The sequence below is a fragment of the Actinoplanes solisilvae genome, from assembly GCF_003999975.1.
Classification (GTDB): Bacteria; Actinomycetota; Actinomycetes; order Mycobacteriales; family Micromonosporaceae; genus Actinoplanes; species Actinoplanes solisilvae.
Genome location: NZ_RJAC01000006.1, coordinates 59,650 through 80,381, shown reverse-complemented (window position 1 = coordinate 80,381; position 20,732 = coordinate 59,650). Strand labels below are relative to the sequence as shown.

20 protein-coding genes and 3 tRNA genes are annotated in these 20,732 nt (G+C 70.3%); 11 read left to right on the top strand and 12 right to left on the bottom strand.

From position 1 onward, the window contains the following. The first annotated feature begins 153 nt into the window (after positions 1 to 153). The 3 genes from EER30_RS18120 (at position 154) to EER30_RS18110 (ending at position 3,065) form a co-directional block, all read left to right on the top strand. Positions 154 to 1,092 carry an alpha/beta hydrolase gene (locus EER30_RS18120; protein ID WP_127501660.1) on the top strand — a complete coding sequence of 313 codons (939 nt, stop codon included), beginning with the start codon at positions 154 to 156 and terminating at the stop codon, positions 1,090 to 1,092. Positions 1,093 to 1,165: 73 nt separating this feature from the next. Further along, complete coding sequence (locus EER30_RS18115) at positions 1,166 to 1,903, top strand: SDR family NAD(P)-dependent oxidoreductase (protein ID WP_240670105.1); 738 nt, start codon at positions 1,166 to 1,168, stop codon at positions 1,901 to 1,903. Between the two features lie 328 nt (positions 1,904 to 2,231). Next, the gene (locus EER30_RS18110) at positions 2,232 to 3,065 is read left to right on the top strand and encodes an SDR family NAD(P)-dependent oxidoreductase (RefSeq protein WP_127501659.1); all 834 of its coding nucleotides are present in this window, start codon (positions 2,232 to 2,234) and stop codon (positions 3,063 to 3,065) included. Positions 3,066 to 3,329: 264 nt separating this feature from the next. On the opposite strand, the gene EER30_RS18105 is transcribed toward EER30_RS18110, so the two are convergent. From EER30_RS18105 to EER30_RS18095, 3 genes are all read right to left on the bottom strand, one after another. Then, positions 3,330 to 3,404 (bottom strand) — tRNA-Val (locus EER30_RS18105). A gap of 22 nt (positions 3,405 to 3,426) precedes the next feature. Next, positions 3,427 to 3,497, bottom strand: a tRNA-Cys gene (locus EER30_RS18100). A gap of 36 nt (positions 3,498 to 3,533) precedes the next feature. After that, positions 3,534 to 3,606: transfer RNA gene (locus tag EER30_RS18095), tRNA-Gly, on the bottom strand. A 187-nt stretch (positions 3,607 to 3,793) separates the two neighbouring features. On the opposite strand from EER30_RS18095, the gene EER30_RS18090 reads away from it, so the two are divergent. From EER30_RS18090 to EER30_RS18075, 4 genes are all read left to right on the top strand, one after another. After that, the gene (locus EER30_RS18090; RefSeq protein WP_127501658.1) at positions 3,794 to 4,975 is read left to right on the top strand and encodes a GNAT family N-acetyltransferase; all 1,182 of its coding nucleotides are present in this window, start codon (positions 3,794 to 3,796) and stop codon (positions 4,973 to 4,975) included. Positions 4,976 to 5,160: 185 nt separating this feature from the next. Further along, the gene (locus EER30_RS18085) at positions 5,161 to 5,367 is read left to right on the top strand and encodes a hypothetical protein (RefSeq protein ID WP_127501657.1); all 207 of its coding nucleotides are present in this window, start codon (positions 5,161 to 5,163) and stop codon (positions 5,365 to 5,367) included. A gap of 112 nt (positions 5,368 to 5,479) precedes the next feature. Next, the gene (locus EER30_RS18080; protein WP_127501656.1) at positions 5,480 to 5,941 is read left to right on the top strand and encodes a hypothetical protein; all 462 of its coding nucleotides are present in this window, start codon (positions 5,480 to 5,482) and stop codon (positions 5,939 to 5,941) included. A gap of 27 nt (positions 5,942 to 5,968) precedes the next feature. After that, the gene (locus EER30_RS18075) at positions 5,969 to 6,301 is read left to right on the top strand and encodes a hypothetical protein (RefSeq protein ID WP_205650282.1); all 333 of its coding nucleotides are present in this window, start codon (positions 5,969 to 5,971) and stop codon (positions 6,299 to 6,301) included. A gap of 79 nt (positions 6,302 to 6,380) precedes the next feature. On the opposite strand, the gene EER30_RS18070 is transcribed toward EER30_RS18075, so the two are convergent. Continuing rightward, the gene (locus EER30_RS18070) at positions 6,381 to 8,018 is read right to left on the bottom strand and encodes a CocE/NonD family hydrolase (RefSeq protein ID WP_127501655.1); all 1,638 of its coding nucleotides are present in this window, start codon (positions 8,016 to 8,018) and stop codon (positions 6,381 to 6,383) included. A gap of 278 nt (positions 8,019 to 8,296) precedes the next feature. Here EER30_RS18070 and EER30_RS18065 point away from each other — a divergent pair, with 278 nt between their 5' ends. Beyond that, entirely contained in the window at positions 8,297 to 8,860 is a 564-nt protein-coding gene (locus tag EER30_RS18065) for a TetR/AcrR family transcriptional regulator (protein WP_127501654.1), read from the top strand. Between the two features lie 119 nt (positions 8,861 to 8,979). Here EER30_RS18065 and EER30_RS18060 read toward each other — a convergent pair whose 3' ends face one another. The 5 genes from EER30_RS18060 to EER30_RS18040 form a co-directional block, all read right to left on the bottom strand. Next, positions 8,980 to 10,686, bottom strand: a complete 1,707-nt coding sequence (locus EER30_RS18060) for an ABC transporter ATP-binding protein (RefSeq protein ID WP_127501653.1) — start codon at positions 10,684 to 10,686, stop codon at positions 8,980 to 8,982. Beyond that, positions 10,683 to 12,242, bottom strand: coding sequence for an ABC transporter transmembrane domain-containing protein (locus EER30_RS18055; protein ID WP_432417555.1), 1,560 nt, complete (start codon positions 12,240 to 12,242; stop codon positions 10,683 to 10,685). Before EER30_RS18055 ends, EER30_RS18060 begins: the two co-directional genes overlap by 4 nt. 208 nt (positions 12,243 to 12,450) lie before the next feature. Next, the gene (locus tag EER30_RS18050) at positions 12,451 to 13,179 is read right to left on the bottom strand and encodes an FAD:protein FMN transferase (RefSeq protein ID WP_127501909.1); all 729 of its coding nucleotides are present in this window, start codon (positions 13,177 to 13,179) and stop codon (positions 12,451 to 12,453) included. Between the two features lie 32 nt (positions 13,180 to 13,211). After that, entirely contained in the window at positions 13,212 to 13,736 is a 525-nt protein-coding gene (locus EER30_RS18045) for an FMN-binding protein (RefSeq protein WP_127501652.1), read from the bottom strand. A 66-nt stretch (positions 13,737 to 13,802) separates the two neighbouring features. Further along, positions 13,803 to 15,467 carry a ferredoxin reductase family protein gene (locus EER30_RS18040; RefSeq protein WP_127501651.1) on the bottom strand — a complete coding sequence of 555 codons (1,665 nt, stop codon included), beginning with the start codon at positions 15,465 to 15,467 and terminating at the stop codon, positions 13,803 to 13,805. Between the two features lie 163 nt (positions 15,468 to 15,630). Between EER30_RS18040 and cbiE the strand changes: the two genes are divergently transcribed. From cbiE to EER30_RS18025, 3 genes are read left to right on the top strand one after another with little or no spacing between them, the layout of a single operon-like run. After that, the gene (gene cbiE, locus EER30_RS18035; RefSeq protein WP_127501650.1) at positions 15,631 to 16,845 is read left to right on the top strand and encodes a precorrin-6y C5,15-methyltransferase (decarboxylating) subunit CbiE; all 1,215 of its coding nucleotides are present in this window, start codon (positions 15,631 to 15,633) and stop codon (positions 16,843 to 16,845) included. Next, positions 16,842 to 17,585, top strand: a complete 744-nt coding sequence (gene cobM, locus EER30_RS18030; protein WP_127501649.1) for a precorrin-4 C(11)-methyltransferase — start codon at positions 16,842 to 16,844, stop codon at positions 17,583 to 17,585. The genes cbiE and cobM overlap by 4 nt, the downstream gene beginning before the upstream one ends. Then, positions 17,578 to 18,309 carry a cobalt-precorrin-6A reductase gene (locus EER30_RS18025; protein ID WP_127501648.1) on the top strand — a complete coding sequence of 244 codons (732 nt, stop codon included), beginning with the start codon at positions 17,578 to 17,580 and terminating at the stop codon, positions 18,307 to 18,309. Before cobM ends, EER30_RS18025 begins: the two co-directional genes overlap by 8 nt. A 24-nt stretch (positions 18,310 to 18,333) precedes the next feature. On the opposite strand, the gene EER30_RS18020 is transcribed toward EER30_RS18025, so the two are convergent. From EER30_RS18020 to EER30_RS18010, 3 genes are read right to left on the bottom strand one after another with little or no spacing between them, the layout of a single operon-like run. Next, on the bottom strand, positions 18,334 to 18,906 hold the full coding sequence (locus EER30_RS18020) for an isochorismatase family protein (protein WP_127501647.1): 573 nt from the start codon (positions 18,904 to 18,906) through the stop codon (positions 18,334 to 18,336). An 11-nt stretch (positions 18,907 to 18,917) separates the two neighbouring features. Next, on the bottom strand, positions 18,918 to 20,285 hold the full coding sequence (locus tag EER30_RS18015; protein ID WP_240670102.1) for an MFS transporter: 1,368 nt from the start codon (positions 20,283 to 20,285) through the stop codon (positions 18,918 to 18,920). Next, complete coding sequence (locus tag EER30_RS18010) at positions 20,282 to 20,719, bottom strand: MarR family winged helix-turn-helix transcriptional regulator (RefSeq protein WP_127501646.1); 438 nt, start codon at positions 20,717 to 20,719, stop codon at positions 20,282 to 20,284. Before EER30_RS18010 ends, EER30_RS18015 begins: the two co-directional genes overlap by 4 nt. Positions 20,720 to 20,732: the final 13 nt, after the last annotated feature.

Genomic DNA, 20,732 nt, shown 5'->3' with positions numbered 1-20,732 from the left:
CAACGTACGCAAGTCATGGTTACGTACGTTGTACGTGTCTTGTGGGAGTGCACGAACGGCCGCTCTGCGAGAAGCAGACGAGTCCCGGCTGACTGCCCCCGCAAGAGCGCGACCGGACGGGACAAATTTCTCACTGGAGATTTGAAGGATTGCATGCTCAACATCGACAACGAACTTCTCGAGGCCGCCAGCGCGATCGCAGCCGCAGTCCCACCCACGCCGCCGCTTGTTGATGACTGGAAGACGCGACGGGCGAACATCGACGCTCTCTACGCCGGACTGGCTGCCGCCAACACACCCGACGACCACATCGAGGTTGTGGACTTCACCGTGCCGTCTTCGGACGGGCATACCATTCCGCTGCGCCTGTACAAGCCAGAGAACCTGCCGAACGCACTTGTCGTCTATGTCCACGGTGGTGGTCTTATCGCCGGAAGCCTCGACGGCTACGACCACGTCTGTAGCCGCTACGCCTTGGAGGCCGGGGTGGCGATGATTGCGGTCGATTACCGCCTGGCGCCCGAATCGCCGTTCCCAAAAGCGGTCGAAGACTGTATCGCCGCGGTCCAGTGGGCAATCGAGCACGCTGCGGAGCGGGTACCCGGGGCTTGCGTCGCGCTGATGGGTGACTCCGCCGGAGGTGGTCTCGCGGCAGCGACGGCGCTGGTCTGTCGCGATCGCCGGATCGGGCCGCTAGCGGCGCAAATCCTGGTCTATCCGATGCTCGATGACCGTACTGCAGTTGCCGACCCGGCGGTCGAGCCGTTTCTTGCGTGGTCGGTGGCCGACAACATCACCGGCTGGCGGGCCTACCTCGGCGACAAATACGGCACCGACGACGTGCCTGCCTCCGCTTCCGTCGCCCGCGCGGGTTCACTCCACGATCTGCCGGCGGCTTACCTCGAGGTCGGTCAACTGGATCTCTTCTGCGCGGAGACGGTCACCTACGCCACGCGCCTCATGGAACACGGCGTGGCCGTGCACCTCTGCGTACGCCCCGGGGCATTCCACGGCTTCGACCAACTCGCGCCCGCGTCCCGCGTCGCACAGAGCGCATTCGCGGATCGCGTCGCCTTCCTCCAGGGCCTCTAGCACCGACTGCTGCCCGGCCCACGTCATCCGATCACATCCCTGGACTGTCAGAAACCACCAGCAAGGAGTTCCCTTGAGCACCAAGACCGCCCTCATCACCGGATCGACGAGCGGAATCGGTCGCGCCACCGCGCTCAAGCTCGCCCGCAACAGCGTCCGTGTCGTCGTCTCGGGCCGTGACGCGCAACGAGGGCAGGAAGTAGTGGAAAAGATCCGCTCCGAAGGAAACGAGGCCCACTTCATCCGTGCGGACCTACGTGACGCACAGTCCGCTGTCGAACTCGCGGCCAAAGCCACCGAGTTCGCCGGCGGAGCCCTCGACATCCTGGTGAACAACGCGGCGATCGGGGCCGGCGGCCCAACCGCGGGCACCGAGGAGTCGACCTTCGACGCGGTACTGGCCACCAACCTGAAGGCCCCGTTCTACCTGGTCGCCAACATCGCGCCCGCAATGGCCGCCCGCGGTACCGGAGCGATCGTCAACGTGTCCACACTCGCCGCCAAAGTCGCGCTCCCCGGCCTGTCGGTCTACGGGGCGAGCAAGGCGGCCCTGGACCTGTTGACCAGAAGCTGGGCAGCCGAATTCGGCCCCGACGGCGTGCGCGTGAACTCCGTCAGCCCCGGCCCGACCCGCACTCCGGGATCCGAATCCCTGGGAGATTACCTGCAACAGCTCGCAGCGCAGGCCCCACTCGGCTTCGTCGCCAACCCGGAAGACATCGCCGCAGCCATCGCGTTCCTCGTCAGCGACGAAGCACGGTTCATCACCGGCACTGTGCTGGACGTGAACGGCGGCCGCACCATCATGTGAGATTGGTCCGGGGGGCTACGACTGAAGGGTGGCCACGAGGTCGGCCAGCTCGGACTCGATGCGGCCACCTCGGCGGCGAGCTTGGTCATCTTCGCGTGCTGGTCGCGGGCGGCGGACGTGACGGTTTCACGGGCGCGATCGGACCGAGGATTGCCGCTTGCGCTTGCTCGTGCCCCAGTCTCACCTCGGCACCAAGTATGACCGCATGATCCTCAGCGGGTCCCGTCGCGATCGACGCGGCGAGCGAGACCACCCGCCCGGCCTTGCCGTTGACGCGCCGACCCCTGACATCCACAGACGTTAAAAGTATAGAAGGAGGTTGACTGGCATGACGACAAACACCCCTCGGACCTGGTTCATCACGGGAGCATCGCGAGGCCTGGGCGTCCGGTGGGCGCAAGCCGCGCTCTCTCGCGGCGACCGTGTCGCCGCGACCGCCCGATCCGTCGACGCGCTGGGCCCCCTCGTCGAAAGTTATGGCGACCTGGTTCTACCGCTCGAACTCGATGTCACTGATGAGGCAGCGGCGCATCAAGCCGTCGAAACGGCCGAAGACCAATTCGACGGAATCGACATTCTGGTCAACAACGCAGGATTGGCGGTGATGGGCGCCATTGAGGAAGTCAGCGCGGCGCAGGCCCGAGTGCAGATGGAGGTCAACTACTTCGGCGCTCTGTACACGACGCAGGCCGTTCTACCGCGTATGAGGGAGCGTCGCAGTGGCCGGATCATCCAGATCTCGTCCATGGGTGGGGTCATCGCCACCCCCGTCCTGGGGACCTACCATGCGACGAAGTGGGCGCTGGAGGCAATGAGCCAGGCTCTGGCAGCAGAAGTCTCAGAGTACGGCGTTCACGTGACGCTCATCGAGCCGCTCACGTTCCCGAGCGAACTCGGTACCCCGGCTCCCCAGATGCCCGAGTACGACCATGCCCGCAAGGCGCTGATAGAGGGGTTTGAGGGAACCGGGATCGCTCCGGGCGATCCGGCTGCGGCCGCCCAGGCGATGCTCGCCGTCGCTGATGACCCCAATCCGCCGCTGCGAGTGCTGTTCGGCGCGAACGGTCTTAACTTGCTGCGTCCGGAGTACGCACGCCGAATTGCGGTGTGGGACGAGTGGGATCACCTGGCCCGGCTCGCACAAGGCATATCGCCTGCCTGAGGTTGGTGACCTGCCGAGTCCCGGCGGTTCGTTTCCGCGCAGCACCGGCGCGACCGTAAGAACCCATTGCGCCGCACCGGGCCGCACCGGCGGCACCGTTCAGGGTTTTGGAATGGGCGGAGATCCACGCCGCGTCTCGCCGGTAGAGGTCGACACCGTTCGACCGGTCTTCAAGCTTCCGCTTGCCGGGAACGAGGAAGAGCCAGACCCTGACGGGCCTGGCTCTTACTGACTGTGACGCATCGGTTTACGCACTGCTAACTATGGTGGGCGATACTGGGATCGAACCAGTGACCTCTTCCGTGTCAAGGAAGCGCGCTCCCGCTGCGCCAATCGCCCTCGGGTAATACAACCTCTTGCGAGGTGGAGACGGGATTTGAACCCGTGTAGACGGCTTTGCAGGCCGTTGCCTCGCCTCTCGGCCACTCCACCGAGCCGGCCCAGCACGTGTCTGTGAAGGCCTCTCCGAGCGGACGACGGGATTCGAACCCGCGACCCTCACCTTGGCAAGGTGATGCGCTACCAGCTGCGCTACGTCCGCATGTCGCCGTCTGGCTCGTTGTCCGGGCTTCCCCGGCGACGGATGAAACATTAGCGGGTCGCCGGGGGGCTTGCCAAACCGGGGTACCCCGGCGCGTCGCGGGCGGGGTTCACCAGGGCGTCCCGAGTTATCCACAGCCTGGAAATCCCACGGGCGGGCGGCGGCCCTCCCGGTGTTGGATGAACGCATGGAGTTCCGAAGGATCAGCGCGACCGAGCGCACGGCGACCATGTACCCCCTGCAGTCGTACGCGTTCTTGGGCTCGCCCTCGCCCGAGGGCGACGAGGCCGCCTACGAGCGCCGCAACGGCTTCTTCGAGACGGCCATCAGCATCGTCGCCGAGGAGGACGGCACCGCGCTGGCCTGTGGCGCCTCGCTGTCGATGCGGCAGAACGTGCGCGGCAAGGTCCATGACATGGCGGGCATCGCGTCGGTCGCGTCGCACCCGTCCGCGCGCCGGCGGGGGCTGGTGCGCGGGGTGCTCGAGCGGCTGCTGCGCCAGGCCCGCGACGAGGGGGCCACGGTCAGCGCGCTCTACCCGTTCCGGCCGAGCTTCTACGCGCGGTTCGGGTTTGTCGGAATTCCTCGCCACCGCATCGCGCAGTTCGCGCCCGAAGGGCTGTCCCACCTGACGCGTGCCGTGCTGCCGGGCGCGGTCGAACGGCTGACCATGCGGGACGGGTTCGACGAATGGCAGGGCCTCCAGCAGCGGCTGCTCGGCGAGCGGCACGGGTTCGCGGTGTTCGACGAGACGCGCGCGGCCGAGTTCCGGGAAGACAAGCGCTGGATGGCGATCGCCCGCGTCGACGGTGAGGTGGTCGGGGCCGCCTCTTACCGCGTCACGGCGTACGGCGGTGAGCTTCTGGCCTCGAACCTGCTGACCACCGACCCGGTCGGGCGGGCGCTGCTGCTGCAGTTCTTCGGCCGGCACGTCGACCAGGTCGCGCGCGTACGCGTGCGGGTGAGCAGCGACGACGTCCCCGAGCTGTGGGGCACGGATTTCTCCGTGACGACGGAAGCGAAGGTCGACCAGCCGAGCCACAGCGGGCCGATGGTGCGCGTCCTCGACATGGCCGCCCTGACGGGCACCGCGGCCGGCGACGGCGACGTCACCATCGAGATCCCCGACGACGACCTGGTCGGTGGCGTCTGGCGCCTGGTCGGCGAGGGTGGCCGGCTGACCGTGACCAAGGGCACCGGCGCCCCGGCGGCGACGCTCTCGGTCGGCGGGTTCAGCGCCCTGCTGTACGGCGTGCTCGACCCCGTCGAGGTCGGGCTGCGCGGGCTCGGCCAGGTGGACAAATCGGCCACAGGACCGTTGACCAGTATTTTTCCTCGCCAGATGCCCTACATCTGTGCCGACTTCTGACGGTCCGAAGGGTGGCGATCGGACGAGTGCGACACCGGGGAGCAAGGTGGTCGTTGTTCAGCGGTCACGCCCGGATTGACTGGCACGCGTCTAACCTGGGGAAAGGAAACTGTCGTACATCAGCCTTAGGGTGAGTTCCCACGGCAGCGCGGCTATGCCACCATGCGGACAGAGCGGAGGGAAGAGTGACGACAAGAACATCTGACGATCTCGTCCCCGAGGTTCACGAGGTCAGTGCCGACGAGGGCGCGGCTCTGTTCGACAAGACCGCTCGCAAGCTCCTGGGTATCCCCGGCGACGAGTTCCTCGCTCGGTGGGACCGCGGTGAATACACGGACGACGAGCGCATGGCCGTAACCAAGGTCGCCATGCTCATACCCTTTGCCAGGTAGATCCTCCTCCGAAGCTGTCTCCAACTTTCTTGAACCCCTGCAACGGGCGGCGTCCTGCGTCACGCGGACGCCGTTCGTCGTGAGCCCGGGAGGGCGGCACGATCTCGGCAAAGTGCACACGCTGACCTGGACGAACGCTGAGCCCGTCCCGGTGCAGTGCCTGAACGGGGAGATCTTCGCTCTAGATCTCGCCATTCAGTACGAGATCGTGCACCTTCCGACCGACCGGGACCGAGGTCCATACAAAGTCTCCACACGCGGCTACATGCATTCGGTGCAAACGCTCGACGAGGCCGAAGTGATCGCCTTCCACTGGCACCCCGGCGGCAAGAGCCACTTCACCGATCCGCACATGCATCTCGGCTCGACTCAGCTGAATCCTGCCGGTGTACTCAGCAAGAAGCACCACATTCCCACCGCCCGCATGTCGGTAGAAGGCGTGCTTCGGTTCAGCATCGAGCAACTCAAGGTCGAGCCGTTGCGGGACAACTGGTCGTCGGTGTTGTCCGACAGTGAAGACCTGTTTCGCATGTGGGCAACCTGGACTGCGGCGCCCGCGCCAGACCTGGGCTAACCGCCGCGCGGAGGCGATAATCGCGGGATGAAGGACAGATCGATCCTGTCGTACAAGTCCGAGGGGTCCGTGCTCAGCATCTACTCGAAGGGGTCGGTGTTGTCGATCGGGTCTGTGGGGTCGTCGCTCTCCATCGGGTCCGTGGGGTCCAACCTGTCGATCCTGTCGATCGGGTCGTGGCTCTCGATCGGGTCGATCATGTCGGCCATCTCGATCGGGTCGGTCATGGCCTGGCGGTCCAAGTGGGGGATCATGTCGGCGCCGGCCGAGGATCTCAAGCTCGTGCGGGCCAACCTCCGGAAGTACGGGGCCAACGGGCAGCGCAAGCCCGGCATCGGCCTGCGCACACGCGGGCACTGACCAGCCGCCGGACCGGCAGCCGCGAGGGTGCGGAGCTGCGGGCCGCCACGGACTCAGCCGGGCGACCCGGGACTCGGGCTCAGCGCGTCGGGACGTCCAGATAAGAGCCGCCGGTGATGACGATGCCACGGTTCGGGGCGTTGCTGTCGTAGTAGAGGGGGTCGACGGTGTCGATCACCAGGGTCAGGGAGTGGCCGGCGGGGACGTCGTAGGCGGCGGCTGAGAGGGCCAGATCCACCTCGCCTGCGGCCGACCACGTCACGGGAGCGTGGGTGATCAGGCGCGCGGTGCCTAGGGTGTCGAGGTCGTAGAGGTAGGCGACCAGTGATCCCTGGGTGGGGCTTCCGGTCAGATTCAGGTGTACGCGGGGGATGCCTCGGATCTTGAGCGGGGTGCTCGGGCGGGCTGCGGCCCACACGCCGGCCCGGAAACGGTCTACCGTCGGGAGCCAGATCGACGGGCGCTGGTTGGTGAAGGCGGCCACGCCGTTGGTCAGCAGGACCACGCCGCCGGAGGCCGTGGTGTCGCGATCGGTGGGTAGCGTCTTGCGCCAGCCGGTCGACGGGGCGCCGCCGAGCAGGCCGGTGCCGTCGAGCGTGCGGATGCGGCCGAGACCGTAGCGGGTGGTCGACGTGCTCTGGGACGGCCAGTCGGCGTACGTCTCGGTGGGGGCATTGTCCGGGCCCAGCAGCACGGGTGGACGAGTGCCGCCGCCCGCACCGGCCAAATGCTGGTCGAACCAGTCGCGTACGCCGGTCCAGACGTCGTTCTCGAAACCGAAGACGCCGCCCAGTTCGGCGATCGCGTGGTCGCCGGGGCGCAGTTCGAGGCGCTTGGGCACGGTCAGCGCCTCGTAGAACTCGACGAGCTGGTTGGGCGGGAAGAACGAGTCGCCCCAGGCGTTCGCGATCAGCACGGCGGGGGCGTTCGCGTTGATCTGGGCCAGGTAGGTCGCGGGGGAACGCACGCGGGCCCACGCCATCACGTCGGGGACGTTGCGGTTGGCGTTGAAGTCGGCGAGCTTCCCGCTGAGGTCGGCACCCGGGTTGCCGAGCAGTTCGGCCGCCAGTTCGAGCAGGCCGGCCGACTGGCGGTGGCGGGTCGCGTCGCCGTAGAGCGAATAGACCAGGTCGGTCCAGCCGCTCATCATGGCGACAGCGCGGATCCGGTTGTCGAAGGCCGACCCGAGCAGGCTGATCCCGGCCCCGTACGAGATTCCGGCCGCGCCGACGCGGGCCGGGTCAGCGGTCGTGTTCGCGAGCGTCCAGTCGACGACCTTGGACAGGTCGGCCATGTCCTTCGGGCCGGCGGTGTCGATCTCGCCGCCGGAGGACCACCAGCCGCGCGGCGTGTACGAGACGACCACGTACCCGCCCTCGGCCAGCTTCCGCGCTTGGACCAGGTATTCGAGGTCGTTGAGGCCCCAGCTCGCGGGGAGCAGCACGGCGGGGTGGGGGCCGCCGGTCTTGGGGGCGATCACGTTGGCCTTCAGCACCACGCCCGACCCCGGGATGTCGACAAACCGGAAGCCCGTCGTGGCGACGGCCGACGCGGAGGCCACTCCGGAGTGGGCGGAGGCGCGGGACGACGCGGTTTCGGAGTGGGCGGAGGCGCCGGACGACGCGGTTTCGGAGTGGGCGGAGGCGGGGGCGACGTTGGAGAGGATCAGGCCGGCGGTCAGGGCGACGCTGAGCAGGATCTTGCGGCGGGGCTCCATGCGCACTCCTCGGGCAGGGCGAGGGCGACGAGCCGAGGCGGCGGACGTGGGGAGGTCCGCGCGAGTCGGGATCGTCGATGGGGGCTGGAGCGCTCCGGTTTCGGCAGCGTAGGAGCCGGTTCCGAGAAATTGAACTTCATGACATTATCGTTACTTGCCAGTAACGTAGGTCACTTCGACGAGGGCTGAGTGCGGAAGGACCGAGGCGGACAGGTCGGAGATGCGGGAGCCGCGCCAGGTGACGGCCGGAAGCCCGTGGACTCGGGAGGAACGGGCCGATGCTGTACGGGGTTCAGGCGCCGCGGAGGCGGGACGCGCAGCGGAACCGGGTGGCTATCGTGCGGGCGGCCTGCGATCTGATGGCCAGTGGGCGCGCGGCCGTGGGCATGCCGGAGATCGCGCGACGGGCGGGCGTCGGCCAGGCAACGCTCTATCGGCATTTCCCTGACCGGTACGCCCTCACGGCGGCGGTCATCGCTTTTCAGGTGGAGCGGCTCGAGGCGTGCGTGGCCGCGAACGGGCAGCAGCCGGCGGCCTTCCGCGCGATGCTCGACGCCGTGTTGCGGGCTCAGGTGACCATGCGGCCGCTCGTGCGGCTGGCACGGCGGCTCGAACCGGCGGTGCAGGGACGCTATCTGCGCCGGATCGTCGCCCTGCTGGCCGAGCCGCTGCGCCGGGCCCAGGAGCACGGCTATGTGCGCCGCGACCTGGAACCCGGCGACCTGATCCTGATCTTCACGATGGTCGAGGGCGTCCTCGAAGGCTCCCTCGACGGCGAAGGCCGGGCCGCCGCCGACCGCACGATCACGATCGCCCTGGACGGCGTCTTCCGCGCGGCGTGACAGCCGGCCCGCACGGCCCGCACGGCCCGCACGGCCCGCACGGCCGGCCGCCGCGGCCGCGCATCAGACGGCGAGGCTCAAGCGCGGCAGGCACGGTCGGTGCACGCGGAAGCCGCGCGTCAGCCGTGCCAGGAGTTCCACAGCGCGGCGTACGGGCCGGAAGCGGCGACCAACTCGTCGTGGGTGCCGACCTCGATGATGCGGCCGTCGTCCATCACCACTACGCGGTCGGCGTCGTGGGCCGTCTGCAGGCGGTGTGCGATGGCGATCACCGTACGTTCGTGCAGCACGGCCGCCAGGGCGCGTTCGGCCGTGCGGGCCGCGGTCGGGTCGAGCAGGGCCGTCGCCTCGTCGAGGATCACCGTGTGGGGGTCGGCCAGCACCACGCGGGCCAGGGCCAGCTGCTGGGCCTGGGCACCGTCGGGCGGGTGCTCCCCCAGGTCGCGGTCGAGGTCGTCGGCCCAGTCGGCGCCGACCATCTTGAGCGCCCGGCGCAGCTCGTCGTCGGGGGCGGCGATCATCAGGTTGCCCCGCAGGGACTCGCGGAAGACGTGATGTTCCTGCGTGACCAGCACGACCTGACGGCGGAGCACGTCGGGCGGCAGGTCGGCGACCGGCACCCCGCCCACGGTCACCGAGCCCGCCCCGGGACGGTCGACCCCGGCGACGAGCCGGCCCAACGTGGACTTGCCCGCCCCGGACAGACCGACGATGGCGAGCCGCTCCCCCGGCCGTACGGTCAGGTTGACGTCGTGGAGCACGTCGCGGCCCTGGTCATAGGCGTAGCGCACGCCGGTGATCTCGATGCGGTCGTCGGTCGGCACGGTCGTGGCGGGCGGCGGGACGGCGGGGACCGCGGCCAGGCCCTCGATGCGGGCGAAGGACGCGCTGCTGCTCTGCAACGACTCGATCCAGATCAGGATCATGTCGAGCGGGCCGACGAGCTGGCGCAGGTAGAGCACCGCCGCGCTGACCGTGCCGAGCGTGACCCGGCCCTCGAAGTAGAGCAGGCCGCCGAGCATCAGCACGAGGACGGCGGGCACCGCGTAGGAAATCTCGACCGAGGGGAAGAAGACGCTGCGCAGCCGCAGGGTGGCCAGGCGGGTGCGGCGGGTCTCCGCGATCGCCGCGCGGCCGGCGTCGAGGCGGCGACCGGCCAGCCCGAAGGCCTCGATCGTACGGGCGCCCGCGGTGGTCGCGGACAGCTCGTCGGCGAGCCGGGAGTTGGCCTCGCCCTCGATGAGGTAGGCCGGGCGGGCGCGTCGCAGGTACCAGCGGGTGGAGAACCAGATGCCGGACAGGCCCAGCACGCCGACGACGCCGAGCAACGGGTCGAGGGCGAGCACCGCGATGACGATGAAGATGATCTGGACGACGCCGACGAAGATGCTCGGCAGGATGTCGCGCAGGGTGGCGGCGACCGCGTCGACGTCGGTGGTGCCGCGGGCCGTTAGGTCACCGGCCGGCACCCGCTCGATCACGGCGGCGGGCAGGCCGAGTGCCCGGCGCAGGAAGCCCTCGCGGATGCGGGCGGCGGTGCGCTCGCCGAAGCGGTAGCCGATGGCCAGCGCCTGGCGCGACAGCACCGTCTGGGCGATCGCGCAGACCAGCACCCCGGCGGCGAGCCGGTCGACCGCGCCGACGCCGTCGCCGCCCGCGACCGCGTCGATGATGCGGCCGAGCAGCCAGGGGCCGCCCAGCCCGGCCAGCGCGGCGAGGGCGTTCAGCGTGATCAGGAAGGTGACCGCGCGACGGTCGGCGAGCACCAGCCGCCAGGCCGCGCGAGCAACCTGGCGCTGGTCAGCAACGGGAAGAGTGGCGGTCACGCGTCCTCCTCGTCGAAGACGCGGGTCACCAGGGCCCGATAACCGGGGTCGGCCACCAGCAGCTCGCGGTGGGTGCCGCTGGCGGCGACCCGGCCGTCGACCAGGTAGTGCACGACGTCGGCGCGGTCGAGCAGCACCGGCGACGTGGTGGCCACGACCGTGCCGCGGCCGCGCCGGGCCGTGCTGAGACGTTCGGCGATGGCGGCCTCGGTGTGCGCGTCGACCGCCGAGGTCGGCTCGGCCGCCAGCAGCAGTTCGGGGTCGGCGTGCACGGCGCGGGCCAGCCGCACCCGTTGCCGCTGACCGCCGGAGATGTTGCGCCCGGCCCACTCGACCGGACGATCGAGGGAGGCCGCCACGTCGTGGGCGACGGCCGTGCGGATGGCGGCGCGGACGCGGTCGTCGTCGGGGTCGTCGCGGCCGGCGACCACCTCGCGCAGCTCGCCGGCGAACAGGGCGGCGTCGGGCTCGGCGACCAGCAGGCGCGCGCGGATCTCGGGCTGGGCGATCTCGGCCAGGGGCCGGCCGCCCCAGGTCGCTTCGGTCGGCCCGTACGCCCCCAGGCGGTCGATCACCCCGGCGGCGTCGGACGGGCGAGCACCGGCCAGCGCGGTCAGCCGGCCCGGCTCGATCACGACTCCGGAGGCGGGGTCGTGCAACACCGCCGGCCCGTCGGGCGCGGGCCCGCCGGCGAGGTCGTCGGCCGGGAGCCGCAGGAAGTCGACGACGCGGCGGGCGGCGACCAGACCGCGGGCGACGTCGAAGGAGCAGAAGATCAGCACGTTGGCCGGGATGACGAGCATGGCCGTGTAGCCGTAGACGGCGACGAGCTCGCCGACGGACAGGCCACCCTCGACCGCGAGCCGGGCGGCCAGCCAGACGACGACCGCGAGGAACACGACCGGCAGCCCGTCGCCGAGCGCGCCGATCCAACTGAACGGGCCGCCGACGCGATAGCCCTGGTCACGCAGTCGCGCGGACTGACGGTCGTACCGCTCGAGGTGGGTCTGTTTGCCGCCGAGTCCATTGAGGATGCGCAGGCCGCCGAGCACGTCGACCAGGCGCGCGTTCAGTTCGCCCTGCTGTTCGCGATAGCCCAGGCCGGCACGCTGGCCGCGCTGCAGCAGCGGGCCGACGAACAGGGCGAGCACCGGCACGCCGACCAGCACCACGACGGCGAGCATGTGCGACGTGCGGAACAGAACGACGGCGACCACGGAGATCGCGAGGATGGCCGCGACGCCGACGCCGCCGACGTTCATGGCGCGGCCGATCGTCCACACGTCGGAGATGCCGATGGTGACGACCTCACCCGCGGTGACACGCCGGGGCAGGGCCGAGCCGAGCCGGGTCGCGTGGCCCAGCACCAGGTCGGCGGTCTGCAGGGCGGCGGCCAGGCGCAGCTTGGTCATGCTGCGGTGCCGCATGATGCCGAGGCCCGCGCTGGCCGCGCCGACGACCAGCACGGCCGCGGACCAGGCGGCCAGCATGCCGGGGCGCCGCGGTTCAAGACCGTGGTCGATCGCCTGGGAGAGCAGCCAGGGCGCGGAGGCCAGGCTGAGGAACCAGAGCGATCCGAAGAGCGCCCCGAGCCCGACCTTTCCCCGGTTATGGCGGCCTAACGATAAGAGAAATCTTGCCGGTCCCCGTATGTCCACGCGGCCATGCTGCCAAATGAGCGTCGATGAACGCTGCCCAGTTTCGCCCGGTTGTGGACAACCCCACGGACTCCGCACCGGATGTCCACAAGGGGTTGACAATCGGTCAGACGGCGGCCGGCAGGTTCGCCGAACTGAACGCGCGACCGTCGTCGGTCACGACCGCCGAGTCGTATCCGTCGGCTGCCCGCTTGGCGAGCCACACGATGCCGGCCTCTCCCATCGCCAGGGCCGCCGTGGCGTAGGCGTCGGCCAGCGACAGATCGGGCCCGACCACGGTCACCGACCGCAGCCCCTTCGCGGGCCGGCCCGTACGCGGATTGATCACGTGATCGCCCCGCTCGTAGGTGCCCGACGTCGCGACGGCTCCGTCGTTCAGCGTGAGCACCCAGCTCAGCTTGTCGGCCTCCCACGGGTGCCGGATGCCGACCCGCCACGGACCGCCGTCGGGGTGGTGGCCGCGCATGCGGATGTCGCCGCCCGCGTTGATGTAGTGATCGTGCGACCCGGCGGCCAGCAGCCGGGCCGAGGCCATCTCGACCGACCAGCCCTTCACATAGCCGGACGGGTCGAACGACCCCGCAGCGTGTGCGTCGAAGTAACCGTCCGTATCGCGCCAGAGATCGGCGCAGGCCTCGACGACGTGCCGCAGGTCGGCCGACCCGTCCTCCAGGCGCAGCTCACCCCGGCCGAACCGGGACACCTCACTGTCCGGTTTGTACGTACTGAACCGGGCGTCAACCTCGTGCAACCAGGCGCAGACGTCCGCGATGAGCTCGCGGAGCCCGGCGTCCGGCCTGTCCTCGGTCAGTTCGATGCTGACCGTCGTACCCATCACGTGTTCGACATGGCGCACGGAGCGTGACCCTACGCCTTGGCCGCGTCCAACGCCGCCTGGAGGGACTTGACGTACGACTCGCTGGTGTAGGTCGCCCCGGAGACGGCTGCGACGTCGGCGTTCTGCGCCTGCAGCGTGGCCTCCTTGAGGGCGGCGATGGCGGGCGGGTTGATCGTCGCGCTGTCGTTCGCCGTCGGGTAGGTCGCGGCGGCGTTGGTGATCTTGCCGCCCTCGATCTTGATGGAGACCTGGATCTTTCCGTACGGGTTGGCGGCCGAGCTGCCCTTGAAAACGCCATCCTTCAGGCCGCTCTTCGGCTTGTCAGCCGGCTTGTCAGCGGGCTTGTCGGCCGCCTTCTTGTCGCCGTCGCCCTTCGCGGGGGGCTTGGCGGACGCCGCGGGCTTCTTCGCCGCGGGCGGCGGGGTGCTGTCGTTCAGGTCGGCGACCTGGGACTGGGCGACCGGGGCCTCGGGCGGCGTCACGCTCAGTCGAACCCCGATGATCAGGGCGGCGCCGGTCAGGGTGCCGACGGCTGCCGCGGTACTACGTCGCATCGCGAGAACTCCTCGTTGTCGTCGAAGTCAGAGGTCCGGAAAGCCGGAAGTAGGGGGAGTCGGGGGTCAGAATTCGAACGGGTCGAGGTGAAGCTGACTGTCGGGGACGTCGAGCTCGCGCAGCGTTCCCACCGCGGCCTCGACCAGCCCGGGCGGGCCGCACAGGTAGACGTCGCGCCGGCTCACGTCGGGCACCAGGCCCAGCAGACCCTCGGGGGTGAACAGCCGGCGCGGGCCGGGATCGTTGCGACCGCCCACGATGTAGCGCACCCACGCGTCGCGCTGCTCGGCCAGCTCTTCCAGCTCGCCGCGGAAGACCAGCTCGTCGGGGCGGCCGGCCCGGTAGATCACGATCGTGTCCGGCGGCATGTCTTCGAGCAGCGCGCGAATGGGGGCGATGCCGCTGCCCCCGGCGATCAGAAGAGCACGGCGACGCGTACGCCGCTGGGCCGTGAACACTCCGAACGGACCCTCGGCCCACACCGGCGTGCCCGGCTTCATCAGGCCCAGCCGCTGGGTGTGCCCGCCGACCGCGGTCACGGTCAGCCGCAGCCACTGCGCGTTGGGGGCGGCCGACAGCGAGAACGGGTGCGACTGCCACCAGCCGTTGCGGGTCAGGAAGCGCCAGCGCATGAACTGGCCGGCCTGCGCGGGGATCTTCTGCAGGTTCTTGCCGTCGATGTAGATCGAGAACGTGTTGCCGCCCTCGGAGACGACCTCGGCGACCTCGAAGCGGTGCCGCAGGTTGAGCCAGAGCGGCTCGATCAGGCGGCCCCAGACCAGCGCCGAGATGACCAGCGCGGTCAGGCCCGGCCAGAAGATCGAGGCGAACTTACCGCTCAGGTTGGCGCCGGTCGCGACCTGGTGGCCGTAGCCGAGCAGCAGCACCAGGTAGCCCGTGAGGTGGATGAGGTGCCACAACTCGTACGGAAGCTTGCTCTTGGCCGCCCGCATCGAGATCAGGCTGATCACTACCAGGATGATCGTGGCAGCGGTGGCGCTGAGCATCTCGGGCAGCGTCGTGATGATCGTCCAGCCCTGCTCGACGACGCCGGTCTCGGCGGTGAGCGCGTAGCCGTAAACGATGAGGACGACGTGGGCGAGGACGAAGAACGTCAATGACGTGCCGAGCCATCGATGCCAGCGCAGCAGGTCACGAGCGCCGACCCACTCTTCGAGCCAGCTCACCCGGCTCATCATCAGCAGCTGGATGAAGAGCAGGTAGCCGCCGATCAGACCGGTGATGCGCCCGGCCGCGAGCATGAGCGTGGCGGTGTCGGCGACCTCGCCGGCCTGCGTCTCGAAGAGCCAGAGCGCGACGCTGGTGGCCAGGCCCCCGAAGAACAACAGGACGGTGAGCAGGCGGTTGCCCGAGACGGCCTCGGCGGGCGGACGGTCGTCGGGCATGGGCGGCTGCGCGGGACCGGTGGCCTTCCAGCCGGTCGGGTCGGTCTGCGACTCGACCAGGATGTCACTGCGCCGGTACGGGTCGTCGCGGTGGGGATCGTCCGGCCACGGGTTGACGTCGGGCGTGTTGCTGCCCCACGTCTCGTACGCGTCGGCCTGGCGTCGCTGAGCGGGCCATTCGTCCTCGGCCTCGGCCGGGCGCCGCTGAGCCGGCCACGGGTCTTCGGCGGGCGCCCCGCGCAGGTCGGCGAAGTATTGCTCGTCCTCGTCGGGCGCAAAGCGCTGATCTTGGAACGTCTCGAACGTCGGCGGTCCCTGCGCCATGGTTCTCACCCGTTCAGCGGTCGGTGCGGCGTCTGCCACCCCCTGCGGCCGACGTGACGACCCGGTCTCGGGGAGCCGTCTGGCTTAGGTACGCACCCGGCGCTCCCTTCGCTCAACCGGATCCGGAAAATCTCGCCGGGGCGCCGCGCGATAGGTTCGGCGCATGATCGCCGACAACCCCGACCTGGTCACGGTGGTCGGCATCGGCGCCGGCGGGTGGGGCGACCTCGGACGTACGGAACGCCGCGCCCTCACGTCGGCCCAGGTGGTGCTCGGTAGCACCCGCCAGCTCGCGCTGTTGCCGGCCGAGGTCGAAGCGCGGCGGGTGGCCTGGCCGTCGCCGCTGCTCCCGGCGCTGCCGGGCCTGCTCGAGGAACACTCCGCGTCGCGTGTGGCCGTGCTGGCCAGCGGCGACCCGATGTTCCACGGCATCGGGTCGACGCTCGTGCGGCTGGTGGGAGCCGACCGCGTACGGGTTCTGCCGCACCCGTCGTCGGTGGCGCTGGCCGCCGCGCGCCTGGGGTGGCCGCTGGCCACTACCGAGGTGGTGAGCCTGGTGACAGCCGACCCCGCGGTCGTACGGCGTGGGTTGAACCCGGGACGGCGGCTGCTGGTGCTGGCTCGTGACGCGGGGACACCCGCGGTTGTCGCCGAGCTCGTCGCGACGGCCGGATTCGGGTCGGCGCAGCTCACCGTGCTGGAGCAACTGGGCGGGCCGTCCGAGCGGATCGTCTCGGGGACGGCGGCGTCGTGGGAGCACCCGCCGGGCGACCCGCTGAACGTGATCGCGATCGACTGCGGCCCGGTCGGCCCGGCGACCTCGATCGTGCCCGGGCTGGTGGACTCGGCCTACGAGACGGACGGGCAGCTCACGAAGCGCGAGGTGCGGGCGGTGACGCTGGCCGTGCTGGCGCCGGTGCCGGGCGAGCTGCTGTGGGACGTCGGGGCTGGGTCGGGCAGCATCGGGATCGAATGGATGCGCAGCCACCCGTCGTGCCGGGCGATCGCCGTGGAATCGGCGGCCGAGCGCGTGGCGACAATCGCGACCAATGCCGCGAAGCTCGGCGTTCCGGGCCTGAAGGTCGTGACGGGTCGCGCCCCCGGTGCCCTGGCCGGTCTGCCCGCGCCGGACGCGATCTTCATCGGTGGCGGGGTGACCCGGGACGGTGTGCTCGACGCCTGCCTGTCGGCCCTGCGCCCCGGCGGCCGGCTGGTCGCCAACGCGGTGACGGTCGAGTCCGAGGCCGTGCTGGCGGCGGCCCACGCCGAACTCGGCGGCAACCTGATCCGCCTGTCGGTGAGCCGCGGCGCCCCGGTGGGCGGCTTTACCGGCTGGAAGACGATGATGCCCGTGACGATCTGGTCGGTGACGCGATGACGGTCCACTTCATCGGGGCCGGTCCCGGCGCCGCCGACCTCATCACGGTGCGCGGGCAGCGCCTGATCGCCACATCGGCGGTCTGCCTCTATGCCGGCAGTCTCGTGCCGCCGGAGCTGCTGGAACACTGCCCACCCGGCGCCCGCGTGATCGACACGGCCGGCCTGACCCTCGACGAGATCACCGCCGAGCTGGTCGCCGCTCACGAGTCGGGTCACGACGTCGCCCGGCTCCACTCGGGAGACCCGTCGGTCTTCAGCGCCGTCGCCGAGCAGATGCGCCGCCTGGACGCGGCCGGTGTCCCCTACGACGTGACCCCCGGCGTTCCGGCCTTCGCCGCGGCGGCCGCCGCGCTGTCCCGAGAGTTCACCGTGCCCGAGGTGGCCCAGACCGTAATCCTCACCCGCACCGCGGAGCGCGCCACCGCCATGCCCCCCGGCGAGGACCTGGCCACCCTCGGCGCGAGCCGCTCGACGATGGTGCTGCACCTGGCCGTCCAGCGCATCGACGCCGTAGTGGCCGACCTGATCCCCAACTACGGCACCGACTGCCCGGTCGCCGTGGTCGCCCGGGCCAGCCGCCCCGACGAACTGATCGTCCGGGGCACGCTCGCCGACATCGCCGCCCGCGTCAAAGAGGCCGGCATCCGCCGCACAGCCGTGATCGTGGTCGGCGCCGCCCTGACCGCCTCCCAGTTCCCCGACAGCCACCTGTACTCAGCAAACCGCTCCCGTGCCTGACCCGCGCGTTCTGATCCTGGGCGGCACCAGCGAAGCACGCGCGCTCAGCGGCGCGCTGCCGGGCGTCACCGTGATCACGTCGCTGGCCGGCCGCACCTCCTCGCCCCTGCGGCCCGCCGGTGAGGTGCGCGTCGGCGGCTTCGGTGGGGTCGACGGCCTGACCGCCTATCTGCGGTCGGAAGGCATCGACCTGCTCATCGACGCGACGCATCCTTTCGCCGCGCGCATCAGCGACAACGCGGCCGCCGCGGCGACCGCGACCGGGATCCCGCTGCTGGTCGTGCGACGGCCCGGCTGGCTTGAGCAGCCGGGCGACGTGTGGCACCGCGTACCGGATCTGGAGGAAGCCGCCGCCCTGCTGCCCCGGCTCGGCCACCGTGTCTTCCTGACGGCCGGCCGGCAGGGCATAGCCGCCTTCGCCGAGGTCGACGCCTGGTTCCTGGCCCGATCGGTCGAGCCACCGGAGCCGCCGATGCCGAGCCGCCTCGAGACCGTGCTCGATCGCGGACCGTTCACGCTGGACGGTGAGCGGCGACTGCTCGCCGAGCACCGCATCGACGTGATCGTCAGCAAGGACAGCGGCGGACCCGGCGCCAAGCTGGTGGCGGCCCGCGAGCGCGGCATACCGGTCGTCATGGTGGATCGCCCCCGCGCCCCGGCGGCGGCCGGCACGGTCGCCTCCGTCGCCGAGGCCGCAGCATGGGTGGCAAGTTCATGGCCCTGAGCCTGCCCCCGGGGTACGACAGTTTCAACGCTTGGTCAGCACCTCGAGAATCTCGGCCGTCGTGCCCGTCTCGGCCAGCCGGGGGAAGATCCGCTCGACGCTGTTGCGGTGAGTGGCCTCGTCCAGATCGGACACCGCGTCGGTGGCGACGGTGACGTTGTAGCCGTGCTCGTGCGCCGCCCGCGCCGTCGACTCGACCCCGATGCTGGTCGCGATGCCGGTGAGCACGACCTGCGTGATCCCCCGGCGCCGCAGTTGCAGGTCGAGATCGGTGCCGTAGAAGGCGCCCCAGTTGCGCTTCGTGACCACGATGCCGTCACCGAGCTCGGGCACCAGGTCGGAGAAGTTGGCCGGCCGCGCCCCCGAACCGCGCGACCCGGCATCGGTGCGACCGGGCACCGCGTCGGCGCCGTCGGGGCTGGTGGTGACGTGCACCAGCACGACCGGCAGGCCCTGGGCCCGGAACGCGTCGGCGAGCCAGGCGGTGCGGGCCACGACGTCGGCCGACGGGATCGGGGTGACCGGCGCCGCGACGATGCCGGCCTGCAGGTCGATCACGACGAGTGCGGTGTGGGGGTCGAGAGTGGTGATGGGCATGAACGTGCCTTTCAGCGAGGAGCGGAACGGGAACCGAGACCGCTCAGCGAGCGGTCGACGAGAACCATGACGAGCAGCAGCGAAGCCACCACGGTCAGGAAAATGGCCAGCTCGTGCAGGCCGTGGGTGTTGACTCCGTGGGCGAAGAAGATGCCGGTGGCCGCGGACGAGACCATCGCCCCGAGGTAGGTGAACGTCCGCAGCAGGCCGGCCGAGGCGCCGAGGCGTACAGGATCGGCCTGGAAATAGACGGCGTTCTGGTTGGCCAGGGAATTCAAGCCCTGCGGCAGGCTGCACACGACCGACAGCAGCACCGGCAGCCATAGAGGACTGCCACCGTCGAGCAGAAGCATCAGCAGGCTGACCGCGAGCTGGCCGACCGTACCGACCAGAAGTTTGGCCCGGAAACCCGGACGACGGCCGCTGATCGTGGACACGCCGATGGCCAGCAGCGACATCGGCAGCAGGACCAGACCGGCATGCGCGGCGCTCAACCCACGGCCCGCCTCGAGCCACTGCGTGAAGCCGTACAGATAGGCATAGGCGGCGGTCTGCGCCAGCAGGGCCCGCAGGTAGGTGGCGATCAGTGGGAGGTTTCCGCCGAACACGCGAAGATCGAGGAAGGGCTCGGCCGTACGCAGCTCGCGCCACCCGAATGCGCCGCCGCAGGCGATCACGATGGCCAACAGCCACAGAGCGCCGACCGTGGGGCGCATCAGGAAGAGCACGAGCGCGGTCAGCATGCCGGCGAACAGGCCGATGCCGAGCACGTCGAGACGCTCCCGGACGCCCGGCGTGAATCTGGGCAGGCGCAGCAGACCGAGGATCACGCAGGCCACGGCGAGCGGGATGTTCACGGCGAAGATCGCTCGCCAGCCGGCCACGCCGATCAGCAGGCCGCCCAGGCTGGGGCCGATCACCACGATCGTCTGGGCCGCCACCGACAACGTGGTGAGCACGCCGCGAGGGCTGTCGGCGCCGGTGCGGCGGGACTCGCTGCCGATCAGGTACATCGCGGCCGGGAAGCCGGCGCAGGTGCCGAGGCCGAGCAGCACGCGGGCGACGATGAGCACGCCGATCGAGGGGGCGAGCAGGCCGATCACGCCGGCCAGGCCGACCAGGGCGCTGCCGGCCAGATAGAGGCGGCGGGGGCCGTAGCGGTCGACGAGCCGGCCGACGACGGGCTGACCGGTGGCGGTGGCGAGGTAGAGGCCGGAGACGAGCCACGCGGTCGCGGCCGGCTGGGCGTGCAGGGCCAGACCGATCGGGACCAGGGCGACCGCGATCATGGACGAGTTGATCGGGTTGAGGATGGCGCCGAGAACCATCGGCGCGATCAGCTTGCGATCGAACGTCGTGACCGCGGTCGCGGTCGTCACCGGTCGGCCAGCCGGTCGAGCACCGCCATCGCCTCGATCACCGTACGTCGTTCGGCCTCGGTGCAGTCGTCGGTGAGCACGCGGGCCAGCCAACCCTCGCGGCTGCGGCGCGTGACGGCGATGGTTTCGCGGCCGGCCTCGGAGAGCTCGATGAGCTGGCGGCGGCCGTCGGCGGGGTCGGGGCGCCGGGTGATCAGGCCGTGCTCGGCGATCGCGGCGAGGGTGGCGGCCATCGACTGGGGGCGCACCTGCTCGGCAGCGGCCAGGTCGCTCATCGTGGCCGGGCCGACCTTGTCGAGGCGGCTCAGCACCGACGTCTGGGAGGGCGTGAGGTCGCCGAACTCGGCCACCTCGCGGAGCCGCCGCCGCAGCCGGCTGAACACGACGCGCACGTCGGTGGCGGCCTGGACGGCGGACTCCGGAATGTCGGTCACGAACCCCACAATA